Annotated in this window: 23 protein-coding genes; 13 read left to right on the forward strand and 10 right to left on the reverse strand. The window is 59.1% G+C overall.

Going from position 1 to position 22,550, the window contains the following annotated elements; translation table 11 throughout:
• Positions 1 to 116: 116 nt before the first annotated feature.
• Complete coding sequence (locus tag CCGE525_RS16575) at positions 117 to 326, reverse strand: cold-shock protein (RefSeq protein WP_120705242.1); 210 nt, start codon at positions 324 to 326, stop codon at positions 117 to 119.
• Between the two features lie 513 nt (positions 327 to 839).
• Here CCGE525_RS16575 and CCGE525_RS16580 point away from each other — a divergent pair.
• Both CCGE525_RS16580 and CCGE525_RS16585 read left to right on the forward strand, forming a co-directional pair.
• A complete protein-coding gene (locus tag CCGE525_RS16580) occupies positions 840 to 1,064 on the forward strand; it encodes a hypothetical protein (protein ID WP_120705243.1) in 225 nt (74 codons plus the stop codon).
• A 100-nt stretch (positions 1,065 to 1,164) separates the two neighbouring features.
• Positions 1,165 to 2,721: an alpha/beta fold hydrolase gene (locus tag CCGE525_RS16585; protein ID WP_120705244.1), complete on the forward strand. Its 1,557-nt coding sequence runs from the start codon at positions 1,165 to 1,167 to the stop codon at positions 2,719 to 2,721.
• Positions 2,722 to 2,950: 229 nt separating this feature from the next.
• Here the strand turns inward: CCGE525_RS16585 and CCGE525_RS16590 are convergent, their stop codons facing one another.
• The 4 genes from CCGE525_RS16590 to CCGE525_RS16605 all read right to left on the reverse strand — a co-directional run bounded on the left by CCGE525_RS16590 (position 2,951) and on the right by CCGE525_RS16605 (position 8,524).
• A complete protein-coding gene (locus tag CCGE525_RS16590) occupies positions 2,951 to 3,889 on the reverse strand; it encodes an acetamidase/formamidase family protein (RefSeq protein ID WP_120705245.1) in 939 nt (312 codons plus the stop codon).
• A 113-nt stretch (positions 3,890 to 4,002) separates the two neighbouring features.
• Complete coding sequence (locus CCGE525_RS16595; RefSeq protein WP_120705246.1) at positions 4,003 to 5,496, reverse strand: ABC transporter substrate-binding protein; 1,494 nt, start codon at positions 5,494 to 5,496, stop codon at positions 4,003 to 4,005.
• Between the two features lie 547 nt (positions 5,497 to 6,043).
• Positions 6,044 to 7,321: an L-fuconate dehydratase gene (locus tag CCGE525_RS16600; protein ID WP_120705247.1), complete on the reverse strand. Its 1,278-nt coding sequence runs from the start codon at positions 7,319 to 7,321 to the stop codon at positions 6,044 to 6,046.
• 42 nt (positions 7,322 to 7,363) lie between these two features.
• Positions 7,364 to 8,524, reverse strand: a complete 1,161-nt coding sequence (locus CCGE525_RS16605; protein ID WP_120705248.1) for a CaiB/BaiF CoA transferase family protein — start codon at positions 8,522 to 8,524, stop codon at positions 7,364 to 7,366.
• A gap of 239 nt (positions 8,525 to 8,763) precedes the next feature.
• Here CCGE525_RS16605 and CCGE525_RS16610 point away from each other — a divergent pair, with 239 nt between their 5' ends.
• Positions 8,764 to 9,177 carry a carboxymuconolactone decarboxylase family protein gene (locus CCGE525_RS16610; RefSeq protein ID WP_120705249.1) on the forward strand — a complete coding sequence of 138 codons (414 nt, stop codon included), beginning with the start codon at positions 8,764 to 8,766 and terminating at the stop codon, positions 9,175 to 9,177.
• 64 nt (positions 9,178 to 9,241) lie between these two features.
• Here the strand turns inward: CCGE525_RS16610 and CCGE525_RS16615 are convergent, their stop codons facing one another.
• Positions 9,242 to 9,631, reverse strand: coding sequence for a BRA0787 family protein (locus tag CCGE525_RS16615; RefSeq protein WP_120705250.1), 390 nt, complete (start codon positions 9,629 to 9,631; stop codon positions 9,242 to 9,244).
• 344 nt (positions 9,632 to 9,975) lie between these two features.
• Between CCGE525_RS16615 and CCGE525_RS16620 the strand changes: the two genes are divergently transcribed.
• The 4 genes from CCGE525_RS16620 to CCGE525_RS16635 all read left to right on the forward strand — a co-directional run bounded on the left by CCGE525_RS16620 (position 9,976) and on the right by CCGE525_RS16635 (position 13,379).
• Entirely contained in the window at positions 9,976 to 10,467 is a 492-nt protein-coding gene (locus tag CCGE525_RS16620) for a cupin domain-containing protein (RefSeq protein WP_120705251.1), read from the forward strand.
• Between the two features lie 213 nt (positions 10,468 to 10,680).
• A complete protein-coding gene (locus CCGE525_RS16625) occupies positions 10,681 to 11,526 on the forward strand; it encodes a MetQ/NlpA family lipoprotein (protein ID WP_120705252.1) in 846 nt (281 codons plus the stop codon).
• A gap of 121 nt (positions 11,527 to 11,647) precedes the next feature.
• On the forward strand, positions 11,648 to 12,733 hold the full coding sequence (locus CCGE525_RS16630; protein WP_120705253.1) for a methionine ABC transporter ATP-binding protein: 1,086 nt from the start codon (positions 11,648 to 11,650) through the stop codon (positions 12,731 to 12,733).
• A complete protein-coding gene (locus CCGE525_RS16635) occupies positions 12,723 to 13,379 on the forward strand; it encodes a methionine ABC transporter permease (RefSeq protein ID WP_120705254.1) in 657 nt (218 codons plus the stop codon). Before CCGE525_RS16630 ends, CCGE525_RS16635 begins: the two co-directional genes overlap by 11 nt.
• Positions 13,380 to 13,388: 9 nt before the next feature.
• Here the strand turns inward: CCGE525_RS16635 and CCGE525_RS16640 are convergent, their stop codons facing one another.
• Positions 13,389 to 14,759, reverse strand: a complete 1,371-nt coding sequence (locus CCGE525_RS16640; protein ID WP_120706447.1) for an LLM class flavin-dependent oxidoreductase — start codon at positions 14,757 to 14,759, stop codon at positions 13,389 to 13,391.
• Positions 14,760 to 14,978: 219 nt separating this feature from the next.
• On the opposite strand from CCGE525_RS16640, the gene tauA reads away from it, so the two are divergent.
• From tauA to CCGE525_RS16655, 3 genes are all read left to right on the forward strand, one after another.
• On the forward strand, positions 14,979 to 15,986 hold the full coding sequence (tauA, locus tag CCGE525_RS16645; protein WP_120705255.1) for a taurine ABC transporter substrate-binding protein: 1,008 nt from the start codon (positions 14,979 to 14,981) through the stop codon (positions 15,984 to 15,986).
• A 61-nt stretch (positions 15,987 to 16,047) separates the two neighbouring features.
• Complete coding sequence (locus CCGE525_RS16650; protein WP_120705256.1) at positions 16,048 to 16,845, forward strand: taurine ABC transporter ATP-binding protein; 798 nt, start codon at positions 16,048 to 16,050, stop codon at positions 16,843 to 16,845.
• Positions 16,842 to 17,681 (forward strand): ABC transporter permease subunit, encoded by an 840-nt coding sequence (locus CCGE525_RS16655; RefSeq protein WP_120705257.1) that lies wholly within the window; start codon positions 16,842 to 16,844, stop codon positions 17,679 to 17,681. The genes CCGE525_RS16650 and CCGE525_RS16655 overlap by 4 nt, the downstream gene beginning before the upstream one ends.
• Positions 17,682 to 17,715: 34 nt before the next feature.
• On the opposite strand, the gene CCGE525_RS16660 is transcribed toward CCGE525_RS16655, so the two are convergent.
• The 3 genes from CCGE525_RS16660 to CCGE525_RS16670 all read right to left on the reverse strand — a co-directional run bounded on the left by CCGE525_RS16660 (position 17,716) and on the right by CCGE525_RS16670 (position 20,836).
• Positions 17,716 to 18,747 carry a hydroxyacid dehydrogenase gene (locus CCGE525_RS16660; protein ID WP_120705258.1) on the reverse strand — a complete coding sequence of 344 codons (1,032 nt, stop codon included), beginning with the start codon at positions 18,745 to 18,747 and terminating at the stop codon, positions 17,716 to 17,718.
• Between the two features lie 57 nt (positions 18,748 to 18,804).
• Entirely contained in the window at positions 18,805 to 19,500 is a 696-nt protein-coding gene (locus tag CCGE525_RS16665) for a DNA-3-methyladenine glycosylase I (protein ID WP_120705259.1), read from the reverse strand.
• A gap of 133 nt (positions 19,501 to 19,633) precedes the next feature.
• On the reverse strand, positions 19,634 to 20,836 hold the full coding sequence (locus CCGE525_RS16670) for a multidrug effflux MFS transporter (protein ID WP_120705260.1): 1,203 nt from the start codon (positions 20,834 to 20,836) through the stop codon (positions 19,634 to 19,636).
• Positions 20,837 to 21,154: 318 nt separating this feature from the next.
• On the opposite strand from CCGE525_RS16670, the gene CCGE525_RS16675 reads away from it, so the two are divergent.
• The 3 genes from CCGE525_RS16675 (at position 21,155) to CCGE525_RS16685 (ending at position 22,526) form a co-directional block, all read left to right on the forward strand.
• Positions 21,155 to 21,820, forward strand: a complete 666-nt coding sequence (locus CCGE525_RS16675) for a TetR/AcrR family transcriptional regulator (protein WP_120705261.1) — start codon at positions 21,155 to 21,157, stop codon at positions 21,818 to 21,820.
• Between the two features lie 99 nt (positions 21,821 to 21,919).
• Complete coding sequence (locus CCGE525_RS16680; protein ID WP_120705262.1) at positions 21,920 to 22,180, forward strand: DUF982 domain-containing protein; 261 nt, start codon at positions 21,920 to 21,922, stop codon at positions 22,178 to 22,180.
• A 103-nt stretch (positions 22,181 to 22,283) separates the two neighbouring features.
• On the forward strand, positions 22,284 to 22,526 hold the full coding sequence (locus tag CCGE525_RS16685) for a DUF982 domain-containing protein (protein ID WP_120705263.1): 243 nt from the start codon (positions 22,284 to 22,286) through the stop codon (positions 22,524 to 22,526).
• The last annotated feature ends 24 nt before the right edge of the window (positions 22,527 to 22,550 follow it).

The raw sequence follows: 22,550 nt of genomic DNA on the forward strand, positions 1-22,550 counted from the left end.
AATGACTGCTCGCCTAGAGCAAAATACAAAAAAGGCCGGGCTAACCCGACCTCTTCCTTCATCGCCTCAACGATCGATGCCAGTACATCCGTGGTCAAAGACCAGAAGCAAATGCCTCACAGTGATTGAAGCTGGTCAGCCGACATCTTGCCGGAACGCTTGTCCTGGACAAGCTCGTAGGAAATCTTCTGGCCGTCACGGAGAGTGCTCATTCCAGCGCGTTCAACCGCGGAAATGTGCACGAAGACATCCGTCGCGCCGTCGTCAGGCTGAATAAAACCAAAACCCTTGGCAGCATTGAACCACTTTACAGTACCTGTGCTCATAGCGATGACCTTTCAATCACTCGTATAAAGATCGCATTCCAGGCAACCGCCCGGGTGCTTTAGACCGATTTTGAGAGGGAAGTTCGTCAATGTCGCGCAGAGTGCGTCGAGGCAAAGTTCATTCACCAATATCGATGAAGAGGTTATACCGGCTGGCTGAATATGCCACAAGGAAAAACATCAGAAATATCGAAAATGGCTGAATATTTCGTCCGAATCGAGCCATGCGACATAAAATCATCACTCATTGACAATCAAAATCGGATAGTCTTTTCCCTGCTATTTCCGAGAAATTTGCGTCGCCCTATATAGGATTCACCCGAATTTTTCTTTTTATCTGCCAAGTTTCAGCGCAAAAACTCTGCCTGATTTCTTGGAAACCGATAGACTTATATCGCCGCTATAAACGCGCCATCCGATACCGAATACGATTTCCCGCCTTGCGGGCGCGGATGCTCAACCGTCCAAAGCCCGCAAGTAACGCCAACGCCGACGCGAACCAAGGAGGCCAATATGGCGCCGTCTAACAAAGACAACCTGTTCGGAGCCAAGAAGCAAGCATCGCTGAAGGCCAGCGGGCTCGACTCCACCGTTAAGGAAATCATCGCCAGCGAACAGATGATCCGCGAACGCAAAACGGCGCGCCTGCGGGAATTGCGCCTCGAGAAGGAGGCGTTACAGCCGCCACCGGAGCCAAAGACCAAGACCAAACGAAAGATCGTCAAGCCATCCGAATAGGCGCTTTCGGTGAACACAGCCTCCATGGATGCAGCATTGAATTGACCGCTGTTTCCGCCCTAAATAGCGACCAATTGCGCAATCCATCCTGGAGCATCTTATGGTCGCCGGCATTCACCACATCACGCTGATCACCCGCAAGGTGCAGGCGAATGTCGATTTCTACGCGGGCTTTCTTGGTCTGCGTCTGGTCAAACGCACCGGAGGCTTCGAGGACGCAACGCAATTGCATCTCTTCTATGGCGATGCCACGGGATCGCCGGGATCTCTGGTGACCTTCCTTGTCTGGGAGGACGGATCTCCCGGTCGTCCCGGCATCGGCCAGGTCGGCGAAATCTCGCTCGCCATCGACCCCGCCAGCATCGGTTTCTGGCTGACGCGCGCCTTAAGTGCAGGGCTGAAACCGGAAGGCCCTTCGGACGAATTCGGCGAACCGGTGCTGCGGCTGAAAGATCCGGATGGTATCATCGTCAAATTGGCCGGTGCCAAGGATCTGCAATCGACCGCACCTTGGACAAGCGGGAACATCCCGCTTGAACACGCCGTCAGACGCATTCGCGGCGCGACGCTGTTCAGCGAGACGCCTGAGGAGACGCAAAACCTTCTCGTGAAGCATTTCGGCTACCGGCCAGCGGCCAGCAGCGGCGCGATCAGCCGCCTCATTTCCGAACCCGGCGACATCATCGACATCCGCGATGCCAGCGGTTTCTGGGCAAGCGCGCCGGGAACCGGCACGGTCGACCACGTGGCGTTTCGTGCTTCCGACGACGCGGAGCTGCAAACGGTGCGCACGGCGCTGCAGGCGATCAATTCCTGGCCGACGGCGATGCACGACCGCAAATATTTCCGCTCGCTCTATGTCCGCGAGCCGGGTCGAATCCTGTTCGAGCTGGCAACCGATGTGCCAGGCATGTTGGTCGATGAAGACGAGGTGACACTCGGCACGCGTCTTTTCGCGCCCGATGACAAACCAGAACGATTGGCTGAATTGAACGTTATCCTGCCGCAATTCTCGATGCCCGGCGAGCCGCGCGTCATCTACCGCGATCTGCCGTTCGTGCACCGCTTTTTCACGCCGCAGGAACCGGACGGCACTGTCTTTGTTTTGCTGCATGGCTCAGGCGCCAGCGAAACGACGCTGATGCCGATCGCCCATAAGATCGGCGAGCAGGCAACGTTGCTCGGCGTGCGCGGCCGGGCGCTCGAGGAAGGCGCGCCGCGCTGGTTCCGCCGCATCACGCCGTTTACCTTCGATCGGGCCGATATCGCAAATGAAGCGGAAGCCTTTGCTGCGTTCATTGACGGTGCGATCCATGCTTATGGTCTCGATCCCGAACGCATCGTCTATATCGGCTACTCGAACGGCGCAAACCTGATCAATGCCATGCTGTCGCTGCACCCGCATCTCATCCGCCGCGCCGTGCTGCTGCGCTCCATGGCCGTTCTCACCGATCCGCCGCCGGCGGACATGTCGGACACCGACGTCTTGATCATCGCTGGCGCGAAGGACGATTACGGACCCTACGCGCAGCCGCTCGCCGAACGGCTCCGCGCCGACGGCGCGACGGTGAACCTGCAAACCATCCCGCACGGTCATGAGCTCACCGACGCCGATGTGCCGATCATCCAGGCTTGGTTGAAGCGATTTGAGCTGTGAGAACTTTGGCATATTATTGAGCATGCCGACGCGGCAGCTCTATGCTAGGCCCCTCACCCCAGCCCTCTCCCCGCTCATGCGGGGAGAGCGAGCTTTTCTCCAAATTCAAGCAATGCGTTTCGAGGCTCCGGGAAATGCGAACGAGTCCCCTCTCCCGCATTGCGGGGAGAGGGCTAGGGTGAGGGGCCGGGCATGAACAAGCGGCGCAAAAGCGCCTGTTCAACCGGCGTCATATTTCGCGCAATAAGTTCTTCGCCATCATCATATGCACGCCCTTGTTGCCGTTGACCGCCTGAGTGACATGCAGGTCGCCGGCGAGGCTACAAAGCGTATAGGCATCCTCCCGCGACAGGCCGGCCTTCTCGCCGAGCAGCACGATCATATCCCGCAATGCCATGACCGAACATTGGTCGAGATCCGGGTCCATGCCCATGGTGATGTAGTGAGTTGGAGTTTCGGCGCGTGGATAGGTAAAGCTCAGATCATTACGGACAATGAACTGGAAGGTACCGCGCAGCGCCGTCTCGATCGCCGTGATGCAGACCTCGCCGTCACCTTGCGCACCGTGGCCGTCGCCGCAGGAAAACAAAGCGCCTTCGTTGAAGATCGGCAGATAGAGCGTTGTGCCGGCAACCAGTTCCTTGTTGTCGATATTGCCGGCATGGGCACGCGGCATGATCGAGGAGATACGGCCCCAATTCGGCGGCGGCGCAACACCCATGACGCCGAAGAACGGAGCCAGGGGCAGCTTCAGACCCCAGGGCAGATGCGCAACATTGGCCTCTGCGTCGAGCGGGATGTTCAGCAGGCGTGCCGTCTCGAAGTCGTAGGGCAAGGTACCGGCCAGCGGACGGATGACGTTGTAGCCCCAATTTTGGCGAAGCTTCACATCCTTGATACGCACCTCCAAAACCTGGCCGGGCTTGGCGCCGCGGATCGCCACGGGTCCGGTCAGGATATGGCCGGGCATTTCCTGCACGGAATTCTTGTGGACGTCGAGCAACTCGGGCGGGATGAAAAAATCGTCCTTCGGGAGTACGTCGGGTCCGCCGGACACCGTGTCGATGACGACGGTGTCGCCGCTATCGACCGTCAGAGCCGGCGCACGCTTGGGGTCGAAATAGCCCCAGGCGCAATTTGCTGAAGATGCAGGCAGATGATGATCCATGAGATATGTCCTAGAGCAATTTCAGGAAAAGTGCGTAGCGGTTTTCCGTCCGAAAATTGCGGAAAAACAAAATGATAGAGCGGTTCTTAGGTTCAGTGAAAAGCTGAACCGCTCTAGTCGTCCTTGGTCACGCCCTTGAGGCTGATGAGGCCCGTCGGCAGCGGCTGGAAGCCGTGGACCTTCCTGGAGAGAACGAAGGGCCAGGGCTGATGATAGAGATAGATGATCGGCAGGTCGTCCTGAATGATGTTCTGAGCGTCATCGTAGAGCTTCTTGCGGGCATCGAAATTGCCCTCGACCTTGGCCTTATCCAGATCGCTCGTAACCTGGCTGTTGCAATAGCCGGCATAATTCAGCGAGTTCTTGCAGGCGAGGAACTGATGGATATTGCCGTCCGGATCGTAGCGGCCGGACCAGCCGGTCAGCACGGCATCGAAATCGCCGCTCTGCGCCTGCGTCAGCATGGTGGTGAATTCGACAGCATGCAGCTTGATGTCGAAACCCGCTTCGGCGCCCATGGCCTGCATCATCTGGGCGATCTGATCGCTCGTTGTCGAATTGGCGTAGATCAGCTCGAAGGAAACCTTCGGCGTGCCGGCTTCCGCGAGCAGTGCCTTGGCCTTGTCGACATTGTGCTCGCTGACTTTGATCGCTGTATCGTGGAACGGGCTGATGCTGGTGAAAGGCTGCTGAGCCGGCTCGAAGGTGCCCGCCCCCACCACCTGGTTGATCGCATCCTTGTCGATCGCGAGCTGCAGAGCCTGGCGCACACGCTTGTCTTTGCCGAGCGGGCTTTTGCCGCCCGAGCCATTGCCGACATTGATAGTGAGGCCCTGGTAGCCGACGCTGGTGACCGCGGCGAGCTGCAGATTGGGGTCGGACTTGACCGAAGCAATATCGGACGGCGCCAAACGTTCCAGCATGTCCAGCCCTCCGGAGCGCAGATTGGCAAGGCGCACCGTCGTGTCCGGCATGATCATGAAGGTGACCTTGTCGAAGTGATAGTCGGCGGCGTCACGGTAGTTCTGGAATTTTTCGAGCGTGATCGAGTAGTTCTGCTGGCGCGAAACGAATCTATACGGGCCTGAGCAGACCGGCGCGGTCACGGCACTATCGAAACGCGCTGGCGACATCATCATGCCGGCGCGGTTGGAAAGCTGCGGCAGAAGCGTCGGATCCGGCCGCTTCAGCTTGATCTTGAACGTGAGGTCGTCGACAACGGAGACGCTGTCGATCGACTGCAACTCGCTCTTGCGCATGCTGTCCGGTTGAGTGATGGACCGGTCAAGATTGGCCTTGACCGCCTGCGCATTGATCTGCGAGCCATCATGAAAGGTCATGTTCGGGAAAAGCGTCATGGTCAGCTCGGTATTGTCGCCGTTCCACGACCATCTGCTTGCAAGCGCCGGCTGCGCCTTCAGATCCGCTCCGACGGAGACAAGGCTGTCGCATAGCGATTTGAAAACCACTTCGCCGACAAAGGTCCGTGATTTCACAGGATCGAGACCGTCGAGGTCATCCTGCAGGCCGATCTTCATCTCATTGGCAAATGCGCTCGTGCCCGCCAATAGCACCGATATCAGCGGAAGTGCGAATATCAATCTCATTCCCAATCTCCTGGTTTCAAACGATCCATGGTGCCGATCAATCGTCTGTGAACCAATTCTTGATTGGATCGACGTTGCCGCAGCCCATTCAGACGCAACTTTTGGTCGGCACGGCCCCATCCCTGAGCCCGTTCCGCAGTTGTCTCGAAATCCCGTCAATGTTTTGAATTTGTTATAGGTAGCTATAACAGTCCAGGCTTACGCGGCTGTCAAGGGACATTCGGAGATCATATAACCGCATGAAATGGAAGATTATTTTGGAGAGTCTGATCAATGATTGTGCCGCTGACTGCGCTCGCGCTGAAAATATGGGCAGGCTGCCGCTAAGCCGATGATCCCATTGGAATCCGGTTCGCTCACAATTTGTGCGTTCACTGACCAATCGGCATGGAAAATAACCGAGAGCGTCATCTCGGTGATGCGATGCGGCGCGTGTAGGCAAACAGATTGTCGAACCAATTCGGCGTTGATCCGCGAAAGCCCGCTCAAAACAACAAAGGCCCGCCATCCGGCGGGCCTTTGTCTCTCCTCCTCGTGGGGTGACGGATCACCCCTTGAACGTATAGGCGGCGATCGACTCGGGCTTCATCTCGATCGAGAAACCCGGCAGGCTCGGCGGCATGTAGGCGGCATCACGGATGATGCAGGGGTCTTTGAAATGTTCGTGCAGGTGGTCGACATATTCGATCACACGGCCGTCCTTGGTGCCGGAGACGGCGATATAGTCGATCATCGACAGGTGCTGCACATATTCGCAGAGGCCGACGCCGCCGGCATGGGGCCAGACAGGCAGGCCGTATTTCGCGGCGACGAGCAGCACGGCCAGGACTTCGTTCAGTCCGCCCATGCGGCAGGAATCGATCTGCACGATGTCGATCGCGCCTTCGGCGATGAACTGCTTGAACATGATGCGGTTCTGGCACATTTCGCCGGTCGCGACCTTCACCGGGCCGATCGCCTGGCGAATTTTGCGATGGCCGGCGACATCATCGGGGCTGGTCGGCTCTTCGATGAAGAAGGGCTTTGCAAAGGCGAGCTTCTGCACCCAGTCGATCGCCTGGCCGACTTCCCAAACCTGGTTGGCGTCGATCATCAGATAGCGATCCGGGCCGATCACCTCGCGTGCGATGCTGAGACGACGGATATCGTCCGCGAGATCGCGGCCGACCTTCATCTTCACATGGTTGAAGCCGGCATCGATCGCCTCCTGGCACAGGCGACGCAGCTTGGCATCATCATAGCCTAGCCAGCCGGCCGAGGTCGTGTAGCAGGCATAGCCTTCACGCTCGAGGGTGGCGACGCGCTCTGCCTTGCCGGCTTCGGCCTTCTTCAGGATGGCGACGGCCTCGTCGCGGGTCAAAACGTCGGTTAGGTAGCGGTAATCGACGATATCGGCGATGCGCTCCGCATCCATCTCTGCCACCAGCCGCCAGACCGGCTTGCCGGCCTCTTTGGCGAGCAGGTCCCAGACCGCATTAACAACGGCGCCGGTGGCGAGATGCATCGCGCCCTTCTCCGGGCCGATCCAGCGCAGCTGGCTGTCGCTGGTCAGATGCCGCCAGTATTTGCCGGGATTTTCCACCACGGTCGCAAGCTCGGTGCCGACGACCAGATGCCGCATTGCCTCGATCGCCATGCAGCAGATGTCGTTGCCGCGGCCGATGGTGAAAGTAAGGCCATGACCTTCGAGGCCTAGCTTGTCCGTATCCAGAATGACGTAGGCGGCGGAATAATCCGGATCGGGATTCATAGCGTCGGAGCCGTCGAGGCTCTGCGAGGTCGGAAAGCGCAGGTCGAATACGCGGAGATTGGTGATGCGCGTCATGGGAAAACTCCTTCTCATTCAGTCGGGCGATCTCTCGGATAGTCACCCGAGGTCGAACTCTTCCCAGATCGCCGCATTATGCTCGCCGACATGCGGGGCCGCACGTTCGAATTTCGGCCGCTGCCCGTCGATACGGACCGGCGAGCGCGTCGTACGCACGGAAATGCCGTCGTCGCGGCCGACCGTCTGCAGCATGTCGAGCACACCAAATCCTTCGCTCTGCAACAGTTCCGGCCAGTTCAGTACCTTGGCACACCAGATGTCGGCAGGCTCCAGAATTGCCAGCCATTCATCCACTGTGCGAGTAGCGATACGCGCCGAAATCAGCGCTTTGATGTCGTCGCGCGCCGTAAACCAGCTTTTCGGATCGTCGCGGTAGGGCGCAAGCTCGTTCATGGCGAGCAAGTCGGCAAGCTTCGAAATCGGCGTCATGGCGATGGCAAGATAGCCGTCGAAGGCGGGATAGACGCCGTAGGGTGCGGAGAGATAAGCATGGGCGCTGCGGAATCCGGACCGTTGCGGCAGTTTGTTGCCGCTGTTCATGTGGACAGTCAGAACCTCCACCTGCAGATCGACCAGCGCCTCCAGCAGGCTCGTCTCCACCAACCCGCCTTTGCCGGTGACGCCACGGCGCACCAGCGCCGCCAGAATGCCCTGAGCCGCCGCCGCACCCGCCAGCATATCGCCGATCGCCAGGCCGAACGGCACCGGCCCCTGCCCCTCATCGCCGTTCAGCCACATGACGCCGGAGCGCGATTGCGCCAGCAAGTCCTGCCCCGGACGCGACACCCAGGGACCTTCGTCGCCATAACCGCTGATCGAGCAATAGACGAGCCGCGGATTGATCTCCTGTGCAGCCTCATAATCCAACCCCAGCCGCTCGATCACTCCCGGCCGGAAATTCTGCACCAGCACGTCGGCCTTGGAGATCAGCTTGCGCAGCGCCTGCATGTCGCGCTCGCTCTTCAAGTCGATCGCCAGACTTTCCTTCGAACGGTTGATTGCGTGGAAAATGGTCGAATCGCCGCTCTCGCTGTCGCTGAGATAAAGCCGCCGTGAGAGATCGCCTCCATCCGGGCGCTCGATCTTGATGACCCTGGCGCCGAGATCCATCAGTCTCAAAGTACAATAGGGCCCGGACAGGAACTGGCTCATATCCACGACCACCAGGCCGGCCAGCGGCAATTCCTTTTCCACCACCATGATTATTTTCGCTTCCCTAGCATCAATTCAGCCGTGCGTGCGCCTCCGCATCGGCAGACGCCTCGGTCTGCCAACTCCCTGCGTCCCGCGCCCGACTTTTCTTATGTGAATAGTATTTTCACATATGGATGATTTTTGCAAACGAAAAGAGGGGCGTGATCTGCCGCCATTCGGCGAAGCCCTCGCAAAAATGCGCTATAGCTTTCGCATCAATTCGGATTGTTGAAAGGAGACTTGAGATGACGACAGTCAAATTGCTCGATGATGCAGAGGTCGAGGCGATCCCGGCGGTCAAGGCCGTATTCGACGACATCCGTGCCGTCAGAAAATCCGATTTCGTCAATAATTTCTGGCGTGGTCTGGCCAATGATCCGGCGCTTTTGAAGCGCACCTGGGAGGGGCTGAAAGCGGTGATGATGGCCGACGGCGCGCTCGATCCGCTGGTCCGCGAGATGATCTATATTGCCGTATCAACCGCCAACGGCTGCACCTACTGCGTCCATTCCCACACCGCCGCCGCCAGGGCAAAAGGCATGACGGATGCGCAGCATGGCGAGTTGCTGGCCGTCATCGGCCTTGCCGGACAGACGAACCATCTGGTGACCGCGATGCAGATCCCCGTCGATCCGGAATTCGATGTGAACTGCCGCTGATATCACAATAAAAGAACCCGCCGGCATGCGCCGGCGGGTTCCGAGATAAATCATGCGCTATTTCTTAGCGGTCCGACTTTTCCGTTGCCTGGGTCTCGGCAACAACAGCGGCGACATCGACACCATTGTTAACGACCAGGAGGCGTTTGCGAACGAGAACACCCATCACTCTGGCCGCGGTCGAAAAGGTCATCGTGTCCAGAGGACCTTCACCTTCCCAAGGCTTTGTCAGCCGTTCGGTAACAGCGGTGACGATATTGTTGGGTACGATATCAGTGCATTCACGCATGGCTTCGAAAACGGCGCTGACGGGAAGGATCTTCCCTTCGAACGTCACGATCGGTTCGGTGACTTCTGTGTCCCATTCCTCGAACGCATAGAGCGCTTCCCTGAAGAGCTGTTGCAAAGTAATGGGGGCATGACCCTCATGAAGGGGCGGCAAGGCATTGCTCATGTCTGTCTCCTTTCAAGTGGAAGTCCGGCGCATAATCTGAAAAACTATCAGGCCTCAGGCAGAGGCCCACGCGCTGCTTCTAAATCTGGCGCGCCCCGAACGCGTTTGATCGGACGAGCGGCGCGGCAAATCATTTAATTGCGACCGGCGCAACGCGGGACAAACACGAAATGTTCCCACCGGTCAATTAACTTGATCAAGTCTATCGATTAATCTCGACTTGAAAAGCCTCTTTCGAAACTTTCTGTAATTCCCTATATTTTTGAATAGTTTCGCCTTAGCTGATGTAACAATCTATCTCTGGAGGAGGTGCGAATCCCTTCCTCTGCAGTGAAAGGACAGCCATGAGCAACGATCATGGGCACGATCACGACCACCATCACGAGCCGGTCGACTGGCGCGAACATGGTGTCAAAATCATCCCCGGCAATGCGCTCGATCCCAACACAGCGCAGACACCTGGCATGAACCGAGCCACGGCAATCAACCATGCCCGTGCGGGTGCTGAGAAAATCTGGGCCGGAACGGTCACGATCCACGCCAACGCCAAGACCGGCGCCCATCATCACGGCGATCTCGAAAGCATCATCTATGTCGTCAAAGGCAAGGCGCGGATGCGCTGGGGCGAGAACCTGGAATTCGTGGCCGAAGCCGGCCCCGGCGACTTCATCTATGTGCCGCCTTTCGTGCCGCATCAGGAGATAAACGCCAGCCGCGACGAGACGCTGGAATGCGTCCTCGTCCGCTCCGGACAGGAACCTGTCGTCGTCAATCTCGACATCGAACCGGTGGAAAAGCCGGAAGAGGTGCTCTGGAAGGACCCTATCCACCGCTGATTTGCATAATTTCGATGCACCCAAAATCGCTGATGCATAAAAATCGACTATTTCTATAGAAAATTAGTTCCCGATCAGCCGTACGTCAAAAAGAGTTTTTCAGAAGTGCGGCGCACAACAAATGATCCTGCTTCGCACGGCCTGCAACCGTCTGAGATGATCCTCGCCGTCAACGAGACAATGGCGTCTCAATCACATGGAACAGGATTTCCCATGACGAAAAAGTCTTCTCAAGGTCTCGACACGTTGCGCTTCTCGCGCCGGACCGGCCTTGCCGCTTTCATCGCCTCCGCCGTCGCCGTCTTCGGCTTGACGGCAGCCGCCCCCTCCTTTGCCGCCGACAAGACGATCAAGGTCGGCATCATGAGCGGCGAAGACGAAGACGTCTGGCGCGTGGTCACCACGGAAGCCGCCAAGAAGGGCTTGAAGATCGAAACCGTCGTCTTCAACGACTATACCCAGCCGAACGAAGCGCTGGAGCGCGGCGAAGTCGATGCCAACGCCTTCCAGCACCAGCCTTATCTCGACAACCAGATCAAGCAGCACGGCTATCACATCGTCCGCGTCGGCTATACGGGCGTCTGGCCGATCGGCCTCTACACCAAGAAATACAAGACCGTTGCCGATCTGCCGAAGGGTGCGGTCATCGGCGTGCCGAACGACCCGTCCAACGAAGGCCGCGCTTTGCGCGTGCTGCAGAATGAGAAGGTCATCAAGCTCAAGGACGGCACCGGCATTCTCGCCACCACGGCCGACATCGTCGAGAACCCGAGGAATGTCGAGATCAAGGAACTCGATGCCGGCATCGTCGGCCGCTCGATCGACGATCTGGATGCCGCCGTCGTCAACACCGATTGGGCGCTGAAAAGCGGGCTTTCGCCGAAGGACCGCATTGCGCAGGAGCCGATCGACGGCAATCCCTACCGCAACTTCATCGCCGTCAAGCAGGGCAGCGAAAGCGAGCCCTGGGTGAAGACGCTGGTCGCCTCCTATCAGAACGATACGGTCAAGGCCGAGTTCGACAAGGTCTATAAGGGCACCGGCCTCAGCGCCTATTGATAGCCATTCAGCGCCGGGGGCAGCGCTGAGCACCAGGGCGGCCGGGGCATTTCTGCTCGGGCCGCCTTCGGTGTTTCCAGAAGATCAGCGCCCGACGCCGCAAAGCCGAGAGAAGATTGACATGAATTCCTTCGTTTCCGCCACCGCCATCAAAGGACACGCGACGCCCGGCGCGTCGGAGAATGACGAGATCGTCCGCCTAGTTGACGTTCGCCGCCATTTCGGCACGAACCCCGCGCTCGACGGCATTTCGCTGACGGCACACCGCGGCGAGATCGTCGGCATCATCGGCCGCAGCGGTGCCGGTAAATCGACGCTGATCCGCTGCCTGAACGGGCTGGAGCGCGCCGATGGCGGCGAAATTCATATCGAAGGGCGTGATATCGCCGGCCTGTCGGAAAACGAGTTGCAGCCGCTGCGTCGCCGCATCGGCATGATTTTTCAGCATTTCAATCTGCTTTCTGCAAAGACGGTCGAGGACAATGTAGCCTTGCCGCTGAAGATCGAAGGCGTCGCCAAGGCGGAACGGCTGGCGCGTGCCAACGAGCTGCTCGAACTCGTGGGTCTTGCCGACAAGGCGAAAGCCTATCCTTCAGCATTGTCCGGTGGGCAGAAGCAGCGTGTCGGCATCGCCCGAGCACTGGCCGCCCGTCCCGCTCTTCTCCTCTCGGACGAAGCGACCTCCGCCCTCGATCCCGAAACGACACGATCGATCCTCGCACTGCTGAAGGATATCAACCGCAAGCTCGGCCTCACCATTCTGCTCATCACTCATGAGATGGAAGTCGTGCGCTCGATCGCCGATCGCGTCGCCGTTATCGATGCCGGCAAGATCGTCGAGGAAGGCCCGGTCTGGCAAATCTTCGCCAATCCGCAGACCGAGATCACGGCAAGCCTGCTCAGCACCATCCGCCCTCAACTTCCCGAACATATCGCCAAGCGCCTTTTGCAGACGACGGGTATCGAGGCGATTCTGAGCGTCGATCTCGCCGGCCCGGCGGCCCAAGGCGCGCTTTTCGCCGAGCTTTCGGCGGCGCTGCCACATTCCTTCCGCCTCGTGCATGGCGGCATCGATCATATTCAGAACCAGCCTGTCGCCCGCTTCTTCATCGCCGTGCCGACACGCGACGCAACGCTGCCGGCTCAGGTGACTGATTTTCTAACGGCCCGGTCCGCCCGGGTGGAGGCTTTAGGCTATGACAACTGACATCATCCTCGGCCTGCTGTGGCGCTCCTTCTGGGAGACGGTCTGGATGACGGGCGCGTCCGGTCTGATCTCACTCATCATCGGCCTGCCGCTCGGCCTCGCCCTAGTCATCACCGACCGCGACGGCATCGCCGAACAGCTCACCGTCAATCGTATGCTCGCGGCGCTGGTCAACGGCTTCCGTGCCGTGCCTTTCATCATCCTGCTGATCGCCTTGATCCCGCTGACGCGGCTGATCGTCGGTACCGCGCTCGGCACGACCGCAACGATCGTGCCGCTCACCATCGCGGCGATCCCCTATTACGCCCGCATCGCCGAAGTCTCGCTGCGCGAGGTCGATCGCGGCCTGATCGACGCCGTGCGCGCCATGGGCGGCAATCGCTGGACGATCATTCGCGAAGTGCTGGTGCCGGAAGCCCTGCCCGGCATCGTCGCGGGTTTTACCGTGACGCTGGTGACCCTGATCGGCGCCTCGGCCATGGCAGGCGCCATCGGCGGCGGCGGCCTCGGCGATCTCGCGATCCGCTACGGCTACCAGCGCTTTGAGACCGGCGTGATGATCGCCGTTGTCATCGTGCTGATCATCCTCGTTTGCGGCATGCAATGGCTCGGCGACCGCCTGGTCGCGAAGCTCGATCATCGCTAAACTCTTTGATCAAATCCGATGACGGAATGCGGCTGCCGGATGGCTTGACGGCAGCCGCCCATCGCCTCGGCCGAACAATTTCTCGCGCAACGTCCCCTCGGCATAATCCGCCTTGAACAATCCGCGCTCCTGCAGCACGGGAACGACGAGATCGACGAAATCGCGCAGGCTTTCCGGCGCGACCGTCCGCGCCAGGTTGAATCCGTCGGTGCCGCCCTCCTCCACCCAGGTCTGCAAGCGATCGGCGATCTGCTCGGGCGAGCCGACCATCGGCTTCTGCCGGCTGCCGAGTACCGTCTGATCGATGATCTGCCGCGGCGTCATCGCCGGTTTGCCGCCGCTCTTGCCAGTCACCGTCGCAAGCGCAGCCTGCTGTGCATTGGTCGACGCTTGTTCGATCGGTTCATCCATCGCGAACTTGGAAAGATCGATGCCGATCGAGCTGGAGTAGTGTGCGAGCGAGGCCTCTACGCTGGCATGCCGGCGATAATCCTCCAGTTTGTCCTCGGCTTCCTTCTCCGTCCGCCCAACGACGACGCTGATGAGATTGAGGATGCTGAGATCGTCGCCCCGCCGGCCAAAATCGACGGCCCGCTGCCGGAGCGCCTCGGTCATCGGCCTCGCGCCCTGCGGTGTCGGGCTGGCGATGAAGACGCATTCGGCATGCCGCGCGGCAAAGTCCTGCCCGCGCGCCGAAGCACCGGCCTGGAAGAGCAACGGCGTACGCTGCGGCGACGGTTCGCTCAAGTGAATGCCGTCCATCCGATAGTGGCTGCCTTCGTGGCGGACGGCGCGCACCTTGGATGGATCGGCAAACAGACCGCTGATCTTGTCGCGCTTGACCGCATCGCCGTCCCAGCTTCCCTCCCAGAGCTTATAAACGACCTCCAGATACTCTTCGGCGGCGTCATAACGGGCATCGTGATCCGGCTGGCACTCCATGCCCATGCTGCGGGCGGCGCTATCGAGATAACCGGTGACGATATTCCAGCCGATGCGGCCCTTCGTCAGATGATCCAGCGTCGACATCCGCCGCGCGAAGAGGAAAGGCGGCTCGTAAGTCGTATTGACGGTGACGCCGAAGCCGAGATGTTTGGTCACATAGGCCATGGCCGACAATGGAATGATCGGGTCGTTGACCGGTATCTGCGCCGCGGTCCGGATCGAGGTCTCGGGGCCGCCCCTGTAGACATCATAGACACCGACAATGTCGGCCAGGAAAATGCCGTCGAGCTTGCCGCGCTCGGCCGTTCGCGCGAAATCCACCCAATAATCGAGGTCGGTATAATTCAGCGACGTATCGCGCGGATGCGTCCAGAGACCATGATTGATATGCCCGACGCAGTTCATATCGAAGGCATAGATCTGGATCGGCTTCATTGCTTTGTCCTCAATTCTCGACTTCATCGTCCCGCCTGTTTCCTTTACCGATCGCAAAAAGACCTGGAGTCTCGCGATATTTGGAAGTGGGTTGCGGCAGATGCCGCAAATCTGGAATTTTTTATCTCTATATTTTCTATCAATTTTACAATCATTAATGCAGACCGGCTGCGACGTCAGCGGTTGAAGATCATTTTGAAACACCACGCCGGGGGAAACATGACCATCAACAAACGCAATCTTTTGACCACTACAGCCGTCGCCGTTTTTGCCGCGACCTTTGGTTCTTATGCAAGCGCTGCAGACGTAACACTCAATATTGGTTATCAGCCGATCGTCGAGCCGTCCCGCGTGCCGCAGGCCGACGGTGAATACGACAAGGCGACCGGCGCCAAGATCAGTTGGCATAAGTTTGACAGCGGCGCCGATGTCGTCACCGCCATCGCCTCGGGCTCGATCGACATCGGCTATGTCGGCTCCTCGCCTCTTGCCGCCGCTGCCAGCCGTGAACTGCCGATCGAAACCATCTTCGTCGTCGGCAACATCAGCGACGCGGAAGCGCTCGCAGTCAAGGGCATCGACAAGCCGGAGGATCTGAAAGGCAAGAAGATCGCCACGCCTTTCGTCTCCACCTCGCATTACAGCCTGCTGACCGCACTGAAGCATTGGAACATCGATCCGAAATCGGTGCAAATTCTCAATCTGCGCCCACCGGAAATCGCCGCCGCCTGGGAGCGCGGCGATCTTGATGGCGCCTATGTCTGGGATCCGGTGCTGTCGCAAATCAAGAAGAACGGCAAGGTCCTCGCGACATCAGGAGATGTCGCAAAATGGGGTGGCCCGACCTTCGACGCCTGGATCGTCAGCAAGAAATTCGCCGATGCCCATCCAGACGTGGTGACCGGTTTCGTTCGGGTCACCGGTAAGGCCTATGCTTCCTACCGCGCTGATCCGGCGAGCTGGAGCGTGTCGTCGCCCCAAGCCGCCGCGATTGCCAAACTCACCGGTGCCAAGCCGGAAGAGGTGCCGGAATTGCTGAAGGGCTATTATTTCCCGACGCTCAAGGAGCAGGCGAACCCCGAATTTCTCGGCGGCGGCACGACGACCGCGATTGCCCAGACATCTGCCTTTCTGCTGGAACAAGGCAAGGTCCCCGCAGTGCTGAAAGACTACACACCCTACGTCAATGCCAAATTCGTCACCGATGCGGCGAAGGCCGGCCTCTGATTCACGCTTTTGGCGCAGGCCGGAGTTTTCCAGCCTGCGCCAATTCACTGGAGTACGCGCAATGAGCATCCTGTCCTTGCAATCCGTTTCGCTGAACTTTCCGGGTGACCGTCGAGGGCAGAATACCCATTGCGTGCTCGATAATCTGACGCTGCATATTGCCTCCGACGAATTCGTTACCGTCATTGGCCGCTCCGGCTCAGGCAAGACCAGCCTGCTTAATCTTGCCGCCGGCTTTCTGACGCCTTCGGAGGGACGCATTCTCGTCGACGGCAAGGAGATCGAAGGACCGGCTGCCGACCGAGCTGTCGTCTTTCAGGATGATGCGCTTTATCCTTGGCTGAATGCCCGCGACAACATCGCCTTTCCCCTGCGCCTGCACGGCGTCCCGAAGGAGGAGCGCCGCCGCCGCGCCGACGGTTTGCTCGCCAAAGTCGGTCTCGATGGCGCTGGCGACCGCAACATTTGGGAACTCTCTGGCGGTATGCGCCAGCGTGTCGGCATCGCCCGGGCGCTAGCCTCCGATCCGCGTTTTCTGCTGATGGACGAACCGCTCGGCGCGTTGGACGCCCTGACCCGCGCTCGCATGCAGCAATTCCTCCTGAAGGTCTGGTCGCAGAGTGGCACGGGCGCGCTGTTGATCACACACAGCATCGACGAAGCCCTGCTGCTTGCCACCCGCGTCATCACCCTGGCGCCCAATCCAGGCCGTATCACCGCCGACATCCCGCTTTCCTTCGGCAAACGTTACCTTGCGGGCGAGCCGCTTGCCCAGATCAAAGCTTCGGCTGAATTCAAAAGGCTGCATGATGAGTTGACCGGCCTGATCCACGACGAGACTGAGGAGGAGGCCGCTTGACCGCCGATATCGAAAAAATCGCAGCCATCGACACCAAATCCGGCGCAGCACCTGTTGGTAAGACCAGCTCGTCCAGCTCGACATTGTGGATTTCGCTTACAACTGTGCTGACACTGTTGGTGATCTGGGCGATCGCAGCAGCCTACGGCATCGTCTCGCCGGTCTTCCTGCCTTCGCCATGGACCGTCACCAAGGCGATTTACAATCTGAATACTACCGGCTTTGTCGATTCAACACTGGCCGAACACGCATTCGCAAGCCTGCTCAGGATTTTTGGCGGCCTCACCGTTTCGCTCGTGATCGGCATTCCCGCCGGGTTAGCGATCGCCACCAGCCGCATCGGCAAAGGCATCCTTGACCCGATCGTCGAATTTTTGCGGCCGCTTCCACCACTCGCCTATCTGCCCCTGATCATCATCTGGGTCGGCATCGGCGAGGCCTCGAAGATCACCGTCATCGCACTCGCCATGCTGCCGCCAATCATTCCGTCGACTGCCGCCGGCGTGAAGGCCGCGCCTGTCGACTATATCAATGCAGCCCGTTCCTTAGGCGCCGGCAGGTTGCAGGTGTTGCGCCACGTCATCCTGCCCGGCGCCATCCCCTCGATCCTCACCGGCATCCGCATCGCGCTCGGCGCCGGCTGGTCCACGCTCGTCGCAGCCGAACTGGTCGCAGCCACACAGGGCCTCGGCTTCATGATTCAGTCAGCGGCGCAGTTTCTGGTGACCGACATCGTCATCAGCGGCATCATCGTCATCGCGTTGATCGCCTTCCTGTTCGAAATCGGCGTCCGGTTGATTGAGCGCCGTTTCGTGCCCTGGTCGGCTCATCGCTGAGCCGATGGCGAAGTTGACACTTAAACCTACAGCTTCAGTTCCTGGTCACCGGCTTCGAGCGCATCCGCGACACCGTTTCGCGCTCCGCCCGTTTGCAGCGCATCGGTGGCAGACCACGGTCCATCAGATCCATATCTTCCAACACCATGTCACCCATTTTCTTGAAGGCGCTGTCCAGCGCACCGGCGCGATGCGCGGAGCGGATGAAGCCTTTGAGACCTCGCGCCGGATGATCCTTGCCAAGCGGTTCCTCCGGATAGACATCGCTCGCGGCGACAATATGGCCGGAGGCGACAGCCGCCATCAGCGCATCGAAATCCACGACATCGGCGCGGCTGAGCAGAATGAAGGCCGCTCCTTCGCGCATGCGCGCAAAAGCCTCGGCACCGAGGAAACCCTTGTTTTCGCTAGTGACGGAGGCGACGGCGAAAATGAAATCGCTGCCCGAAAGCACCTCATCGAGACCAGCCGGCTGGACGCCATATTCCCTAAGGATCGAAGGCGGCATCCAGGGATCGAATACCCTGATCGTCGCGCGAAAACCCGACAGCACCCGGTTCAGTGCCTTGCCGAGATCACCGAAGCCGACGATGCCGATATCGCTGCCAGAGATCAGCCGTGCCTTGGCATTGCCGTCACCGCCCCAAAGTTCCCTGCCCTCGCGAAAATCAAGATCGGCATCGACGATGCCGCGCGCCAGGCTTAGCGCAAACCCGAGCCCGATCTCCGCCACCGGCTCGGCGAAGACCTGTCCGGTTGTAACGACATGGATGCCGCGCTCGAACAGGACCTCATAGGGCATGTTGTTGATAAGATTGCTTTCAACATTCAGGATGCAGCGCAGGCGCGGCATGCGGTCGAGCGTTTCCTTCGAAAGTGGTGGCTGGCCGATGATATAGCGGGTCTCGCCAAGGACATCGTCGCCAAGTCCGGCAATATTCTCCGGGTCCGCCTCGACGATCCGATATTTCGAATGCAGGAGCGATAGCGCATCTTTGCTGAAGATAAGCTCAAGCGAGCGCGGCTCAGGCGCGCTGATGGCCAGAGGCCTGTTGTCGGTCGGCATGAAAGTCTCTCCCTATTCCCCGCGGACGATCCAATATTATTGGACCGGTCAAATCAATCAGACCTCTTCATCTTCACCCGGCATGCCCACAGAGAAGGCGCAGATGCGCGAGAGATAAGTTTGCGGCAGGCCTGTTTCGGCGCCCCACGCATTGAATTGATCCTGGATCAGGCGCAGCTCCTTCTTGGTCGGCTTCGTCTCCGAGATCGGCAGACCGGAGAGGCGCAGGCAGACGAGCACGTCATGGCTCATGACGAAACTGTCGCGACCGATGGCACGCAGGAAATATTGGCCGCTCATGCCACCAAGCCGGTTGGCGCGCTTATCGAGGACAGCCAGCAGGCCGATATGATCTTCTACCGGCCAATCGGCAAAGAAGTGACCGGCGCTGCCATGCTCATCGGCAAGCTGGCGAACGAACTGCGCGTTGTCCCGCACCGACATGATCTTGGCGCCGTTGCGCACGATACGTGTGTCCGAGGTCAGATCGTGCCAATAATCGTCGGGTGCGAGGTTGAGGAAAGCCGGGTCGAAACCGGAAAAGGCCGCTTCGAAACCCGGCCATTTCGAATCGATGACATTGCGCACGAAACCGGCATAGAAGACATAGCGCGTCATTTCCGACAGCAGCCGATCATCCGGCGTGGCGCGCAAGGCTGCATGATCGGGCACCTTGGGCAGAAGTGCCTTCAGCGCTTCCGCCCCGCCTTTGCGCTTTCCCGCCCGTTCCAAAATCTCCGCGAAACTACCCATCCGCCCATCTCCTTCCGCTGCATCTCAAGTCTTTGATGATCTTGCGTCGCTCCGCAAGAGACCTCTTCTGCCGACGCCGGAATCAAAAGGCCGGAGCAATGCCCCGGCCTTCCCCATTCCTGCAGGAAAACAGCTATTCCGCAGCCACTTCCGCCACCGGCCGGCGGGCAATGGTCGCCTGTGTCAGCAGGAAGGCAGCGACAGCGCAGAGCGCAATGCCGGCAGCCATGGGCAGGGCAGTACCGTCGAAGAACAGGCTGGCAATGACCATGGCGATGGCTGCGGTGACGAACTGCAGCGTGCCCATCAGCGCCGAGGCTGTGCCGGCGATCTTTCCATGATCTTCCAGGGCCAGCACCGCCGTCGTCGGAATGACCAGGCCGAGAAAACCGTAACCGATGAACAGGAACACCACCATGACCGGCAACTGGCTGAAGCCAAGGCTCATCACCACCACCAGCGCCGCCATGGTAAAGGCGAAGGCGGTGACGGCGACCCGCATCACCCGCACCAGGCCGAAACGCTCGCCGAGCCAGCCGGTCAACTGTGACACCGCAAAGAAAGAAACGGCATTGATCGAGAAGGCGAAGCTGTATTGTGTCGGGGTCAGACCGTAGTGATCGATCAACACGAAGGGCGAATTGGCAAGATAGACCAGGAAGCCTGAGATGCCGAGACCGCCGATGAAGGTCAGCGTCAGGAAATTGCGATCACCGAGCAAAAGACGATAAGCTGCCATCGCGCTGCGCAGGCCGCTTTGTGAGCGATCCGCCTTTGTCCGGGTCTCCTCGAGCTGCGTCGACAACAGAATCAGGCCGATCGCCGCCGCGATCGTTACCGCCCAGAACACGCCGCGCCAACCATAGAAGGTGATGACGGCGCTGCCCGTGAGTGGCGCTAGAATCGGCGAAATGCTGAAGACGAGCATCAGCAACGACATCAGCCGCGCCGCCTGAACACCGGTATGCATGTCACGCACGACGGCGCGCGGCACCACCATGCCGGCCGCTCCGCCGATGCCCTGCAGGAAGCGGAAAGCAATCAGCGTCTCGATATTGCTTGCCGTGGCAGCGCCGATGCTGGCCACTGCAAATAGGCCGATGCCGAGATAAAGGGGTGCCTTGCGGCCCCACATGTCCGAAAGCGGCCCATAGAGCAGCTGAAAGACGGCGAAGGGAATAAAGAAGAACAACAGGCTCAACTGAACGACACCGTTCTCCGCCGCGAGATCCTTGCCGATCGACGGCAAAGCGGGAAGATACATGTCGATCGCGAAAGGACCGATGGCCGAAAGCAGCCCAAGGATGATCGCATAGCGAAGGAAAGACGTCTTCATGATGATGATCTTTCAGAAAATCTTGAGCGCGAGAGCTGGATTGCCTTCACGCCGCATCTCCCGCGGGAGACGTTGAAAATGTGCTGCATCTGGCAATCGAGGTCCGACAGCGGCTCAACTGCCTTCTCTGCGACGGACAAACCACCCGAAAATCGACGGAATGCCCGATGGATTCTTCGATTGCGTATTGCGAACACCGCACGGTCTTGGGAGGAAAACGCGGGCCTCGCAATGCTTAACATTAACGTCCATTAATTTGGACATAAATGTAAAATAGACACTATTGTCCAAACCGTCAATGCGGATTATCTTCATTCCATGAAAAGCCGAAACGCCGCCTCGCAGGCAAAGACAATAAGACCCGCCCAATGCCTGAAACGGGTTCCCATTCTCGACGCTGCGGCGGAAGTTTTTTGCCGCGAGGGATTTTCCGGCGCAAGCATTGACGAAATCGCAGAGGAAGCCTGCGTCTCCCGGCAGACCATCTACAATCACTACCGCGAAAAAGAGACACTGTTCGTCGCCGTCGTCGCAGACGTGAGTGCGCGCGCCAATACCGCCTTGTTCGCTGCGCTGGCCGCCTTTCCCGACAAGCCAGAAAACCTTCGGGAGGATCTGATCGCCTTTGCCATCGATCTCAACCGCAACTGTCTTTATAACCAGGACGGAAAATTCCTGCGCAAGCTCCTCCAGTCCGAAGGTCCCCGCTATCCGCACCTTTTCGAAGCCTGGCGCGAACACGGCCGCTGCAAGATTGGCATGGCACTGGGCGCCATCTTCGCGCGCCTCCATCATCAGGGCCTCCTCCACATCCCCGATTGCGACCTCGCAGCCCGTCAATTCACCGCACTGATCAACGCCGACCTGCAGATGACCACACTCTTTGGTGAAACGCCGACAGAAGAGCAGATTCGGGGATCGGCGGAACAAGCAGCGGATATGTTTTTGCGGGGGTACGGGGTTCGAGCGGAACTCGTTCTCTGATCCCGACATTCACATCACACCCAACGCGGCCTTGAATTTCGTCTGTACCTTTACATCTCCCAGCGGTAGCGTGAAGGGCGTGGGTTGGAGCTTGCAGCAATGAGCAATAGACATTGGAATTTCCCGGTGATGGTCATCTGCACGCGAACGGGGAAAATCTATACCGTTGGCACCACGAAGGAGGCGTTGGACATGCTGCTGAATGCGTGGCCGGTTGCCGAAGGCAAGGCGTTCATGATGGCCTTGCAAATATGTGCGGATGTCGAAAGCGGCATCAGGCAGCCGCGCGAAGCGCGCAACAGCTTTCTCGCAGCAGCCAAAGAGGCCGGCGTACCGATTGAAACCACAATGGCAGAATAAGGTCGGAATCTTCCTTCTCCAGCCGTAACTTCATACTCCACCAGAAGAATGCCTGGAACGAAACCGTCGCTATACCGTTTTGAACGCCAAAACGAGGAGCGCGATGTTTCAAACCGCCTGGAGAAAGCCTGTCGTCGTGCGCCTGCCGAAAAATATTCGCGTCATCCAGACCGCGGCCGAGGCTACGGATTGTCTGACGGTGGATTGGACGATGCGTCACGGGAACGCCTACGAGGCGGCCTTGCGCGCCTGCATCGATTACTTTGAAGGTTATACGACTGCAAATGAAACCCGCGAGGCTTTCGTCGCTGCCTGTCGCGAGGCAAATGCCCTGATAAGCGCCTGATGTACGAAGGCCGCGATTTTCTTG

It is taken from the genome of Rhizobium jaguaris (genome assembly GCF_003627755.1).
GTDB lineage: Bacteria > Pseudomonadota > Alphaproteobacteria > Rhizobiales > Rhizobiaceae > Rhizobium > Rhizobium jaguaris.

Bases quoted from the DNA above. Each gene is read 5' to 3' on its own strand.
- CCGE525_RS16575 (WP_120705242.1), bottom strand. From the start codon at position 326: ATGAGCACAGGTACTGTAAAGTGGTTCAATGCTGCCAAGGGTTTTGGT.
- CCGE525_RS16580 (WP_120705243.1), top strand. From the start codon at position 840: ATGGCGCCGTCTAACAAAGACAACCTGTTCGGAGCCAAGAAGCAAGCA.
- CCGE525_RS16585 (WP_120705244.1), top strand. From the start codon at position 1,165: ATGGTCGCCGGCATTCACCACATCACGCTGATCACCCGCAAGGTGCAG.
- CCGE525_RS16590 (WP_120705245.1), bottom strand. From the start codon at position 3,889: ATGGATCATCATCTGCCTGCATCTTCAGCAAATTGCGCCTGGGGCTAT.
- CCGE525_RS16595 (WP_120705246.1), bottom strand. From the start codon at position 5,496: ATGAGATTGATATTCGCACTTCCGCTGATATCGGTGCTATTGGCGGGC.
- CCGE525_RS16600 (WP_120705247.1), bottom strand. From the start codon at position 7,321: ATGACGCGCATCACCAATCTCCGCGTATTCGACCTGCGCTTTCCGACC.
- CCGE525_RS16605 (WP_120705248.1), bottom strand. From the start codon at position 8,524: ATGGTGGTGGAAAAGGAATTGCCGCTGGCCGGCCTGGTGGTCGTGGAT.
- CCGE525_RS16610 (WP_120705249.1), top strand. From the start codon at position 8,764: ATGACGACAGTCAAATTGCTCGATGATGCAGAGGTCGAGGCGATCCCG.
- CCGE525_RS16615 (WP_120705250.1), bottom strand. From the start codon at position 9,631: ATGAGCAATGCCTTGCCGCCCCTTCATGAGGGTCATGCCCCCATTACT.
- CCGE525_RS16620 (WP_120705251.1), top strand. From the start codon at position 9,976: ATGAGCAACGATCATGGGCACGATCACGACCACCATCACGAGCCGGTC.
- CCGE525_RS16625 (WP_120705252.1), top strand. From the start codon at position 10,681: ATGACGAAAAAGTCTTCTCAAGGTCTCGACACGTTGCGCTTCTCGCGC.
- CCGE525_RS16630 (WP_120705253.1), top strand. From the start codon at position 11,648: ATGAATTCCTTCGTTTCCGCCACCGCCATCAAAGGACACGCGACGCCC.
- CCGE525_RS16635 (WP_120705254.1), top strand. From the start codon at position 12,723: ATGACAACTGACATCATCCTCGGCCTGCTGTGGCGCTCCTTCTGGGAG.
- CCGE525_RS16640 (WP_120706447.1), bottom strand. From the start codon at position 14,759: ATGAAGCCGATCCAGATCTATGCCTTCGATATGAACTGCGTCGGGCAT.
- tauA (WP_120705255.1), top strand. From the start codon at position 14,979: ATGACCATCAACAAACGCAATCTTTTGACCACTACAGCCGTCGCCGTT.
- CCGE525_RS16650 (WP_120705256.1), top strand. From the start codon at position 16,048: ATGAGCATCCTGTCCTTGCAATCCGTTTCGCTGAACTTTCCGGGTGAC.
- CCGE525_RS16660 (WP_120705258.1), bottom strand. From the start codon at position 18,747: ATGCCGACCGACAACAGGCCTCTGGCCATCAGCGCGCCTGAGCCGCGC.
- CCGE525_RS16665 (WP_120705259.1), bottom strand. From the start codon at position 19,500: ATGGGTAGTTTCGCGGAGATTTTGGAACGGGCGGGAAAGCGCAAAGGC.
- CCGE525_RS16670 (WP_120705260.1), bottom strand. From the start codon at position 20,836: ATGAAGACGTCTTTCCTTCGCTATGCGATCATCCTTGGGCTGCTTTCG.
- CCGE525_RS16675 (WP_120705261.1), top strand. From the start codon at position 21,155: ATGAAAAGCCGAAACGCCGCCTCGCAGGCAAAGACAATAAGACCCGCC.
- CCGE525_RS16680 (WP_120705262.1), top strand. From the start codon at position 21,920: ATGAGCAATAGACATTGGAATTTCCCGGTGATGGTCATCTGCACGCGA.
- CCGE525_RS16685 (WP_120705263.1), top strand. From the start codon at position 22,284: ATGTTTCAAACCGCCTGGAGAAAGCCTGTCGTCGTGCGCCTGCCGAAA.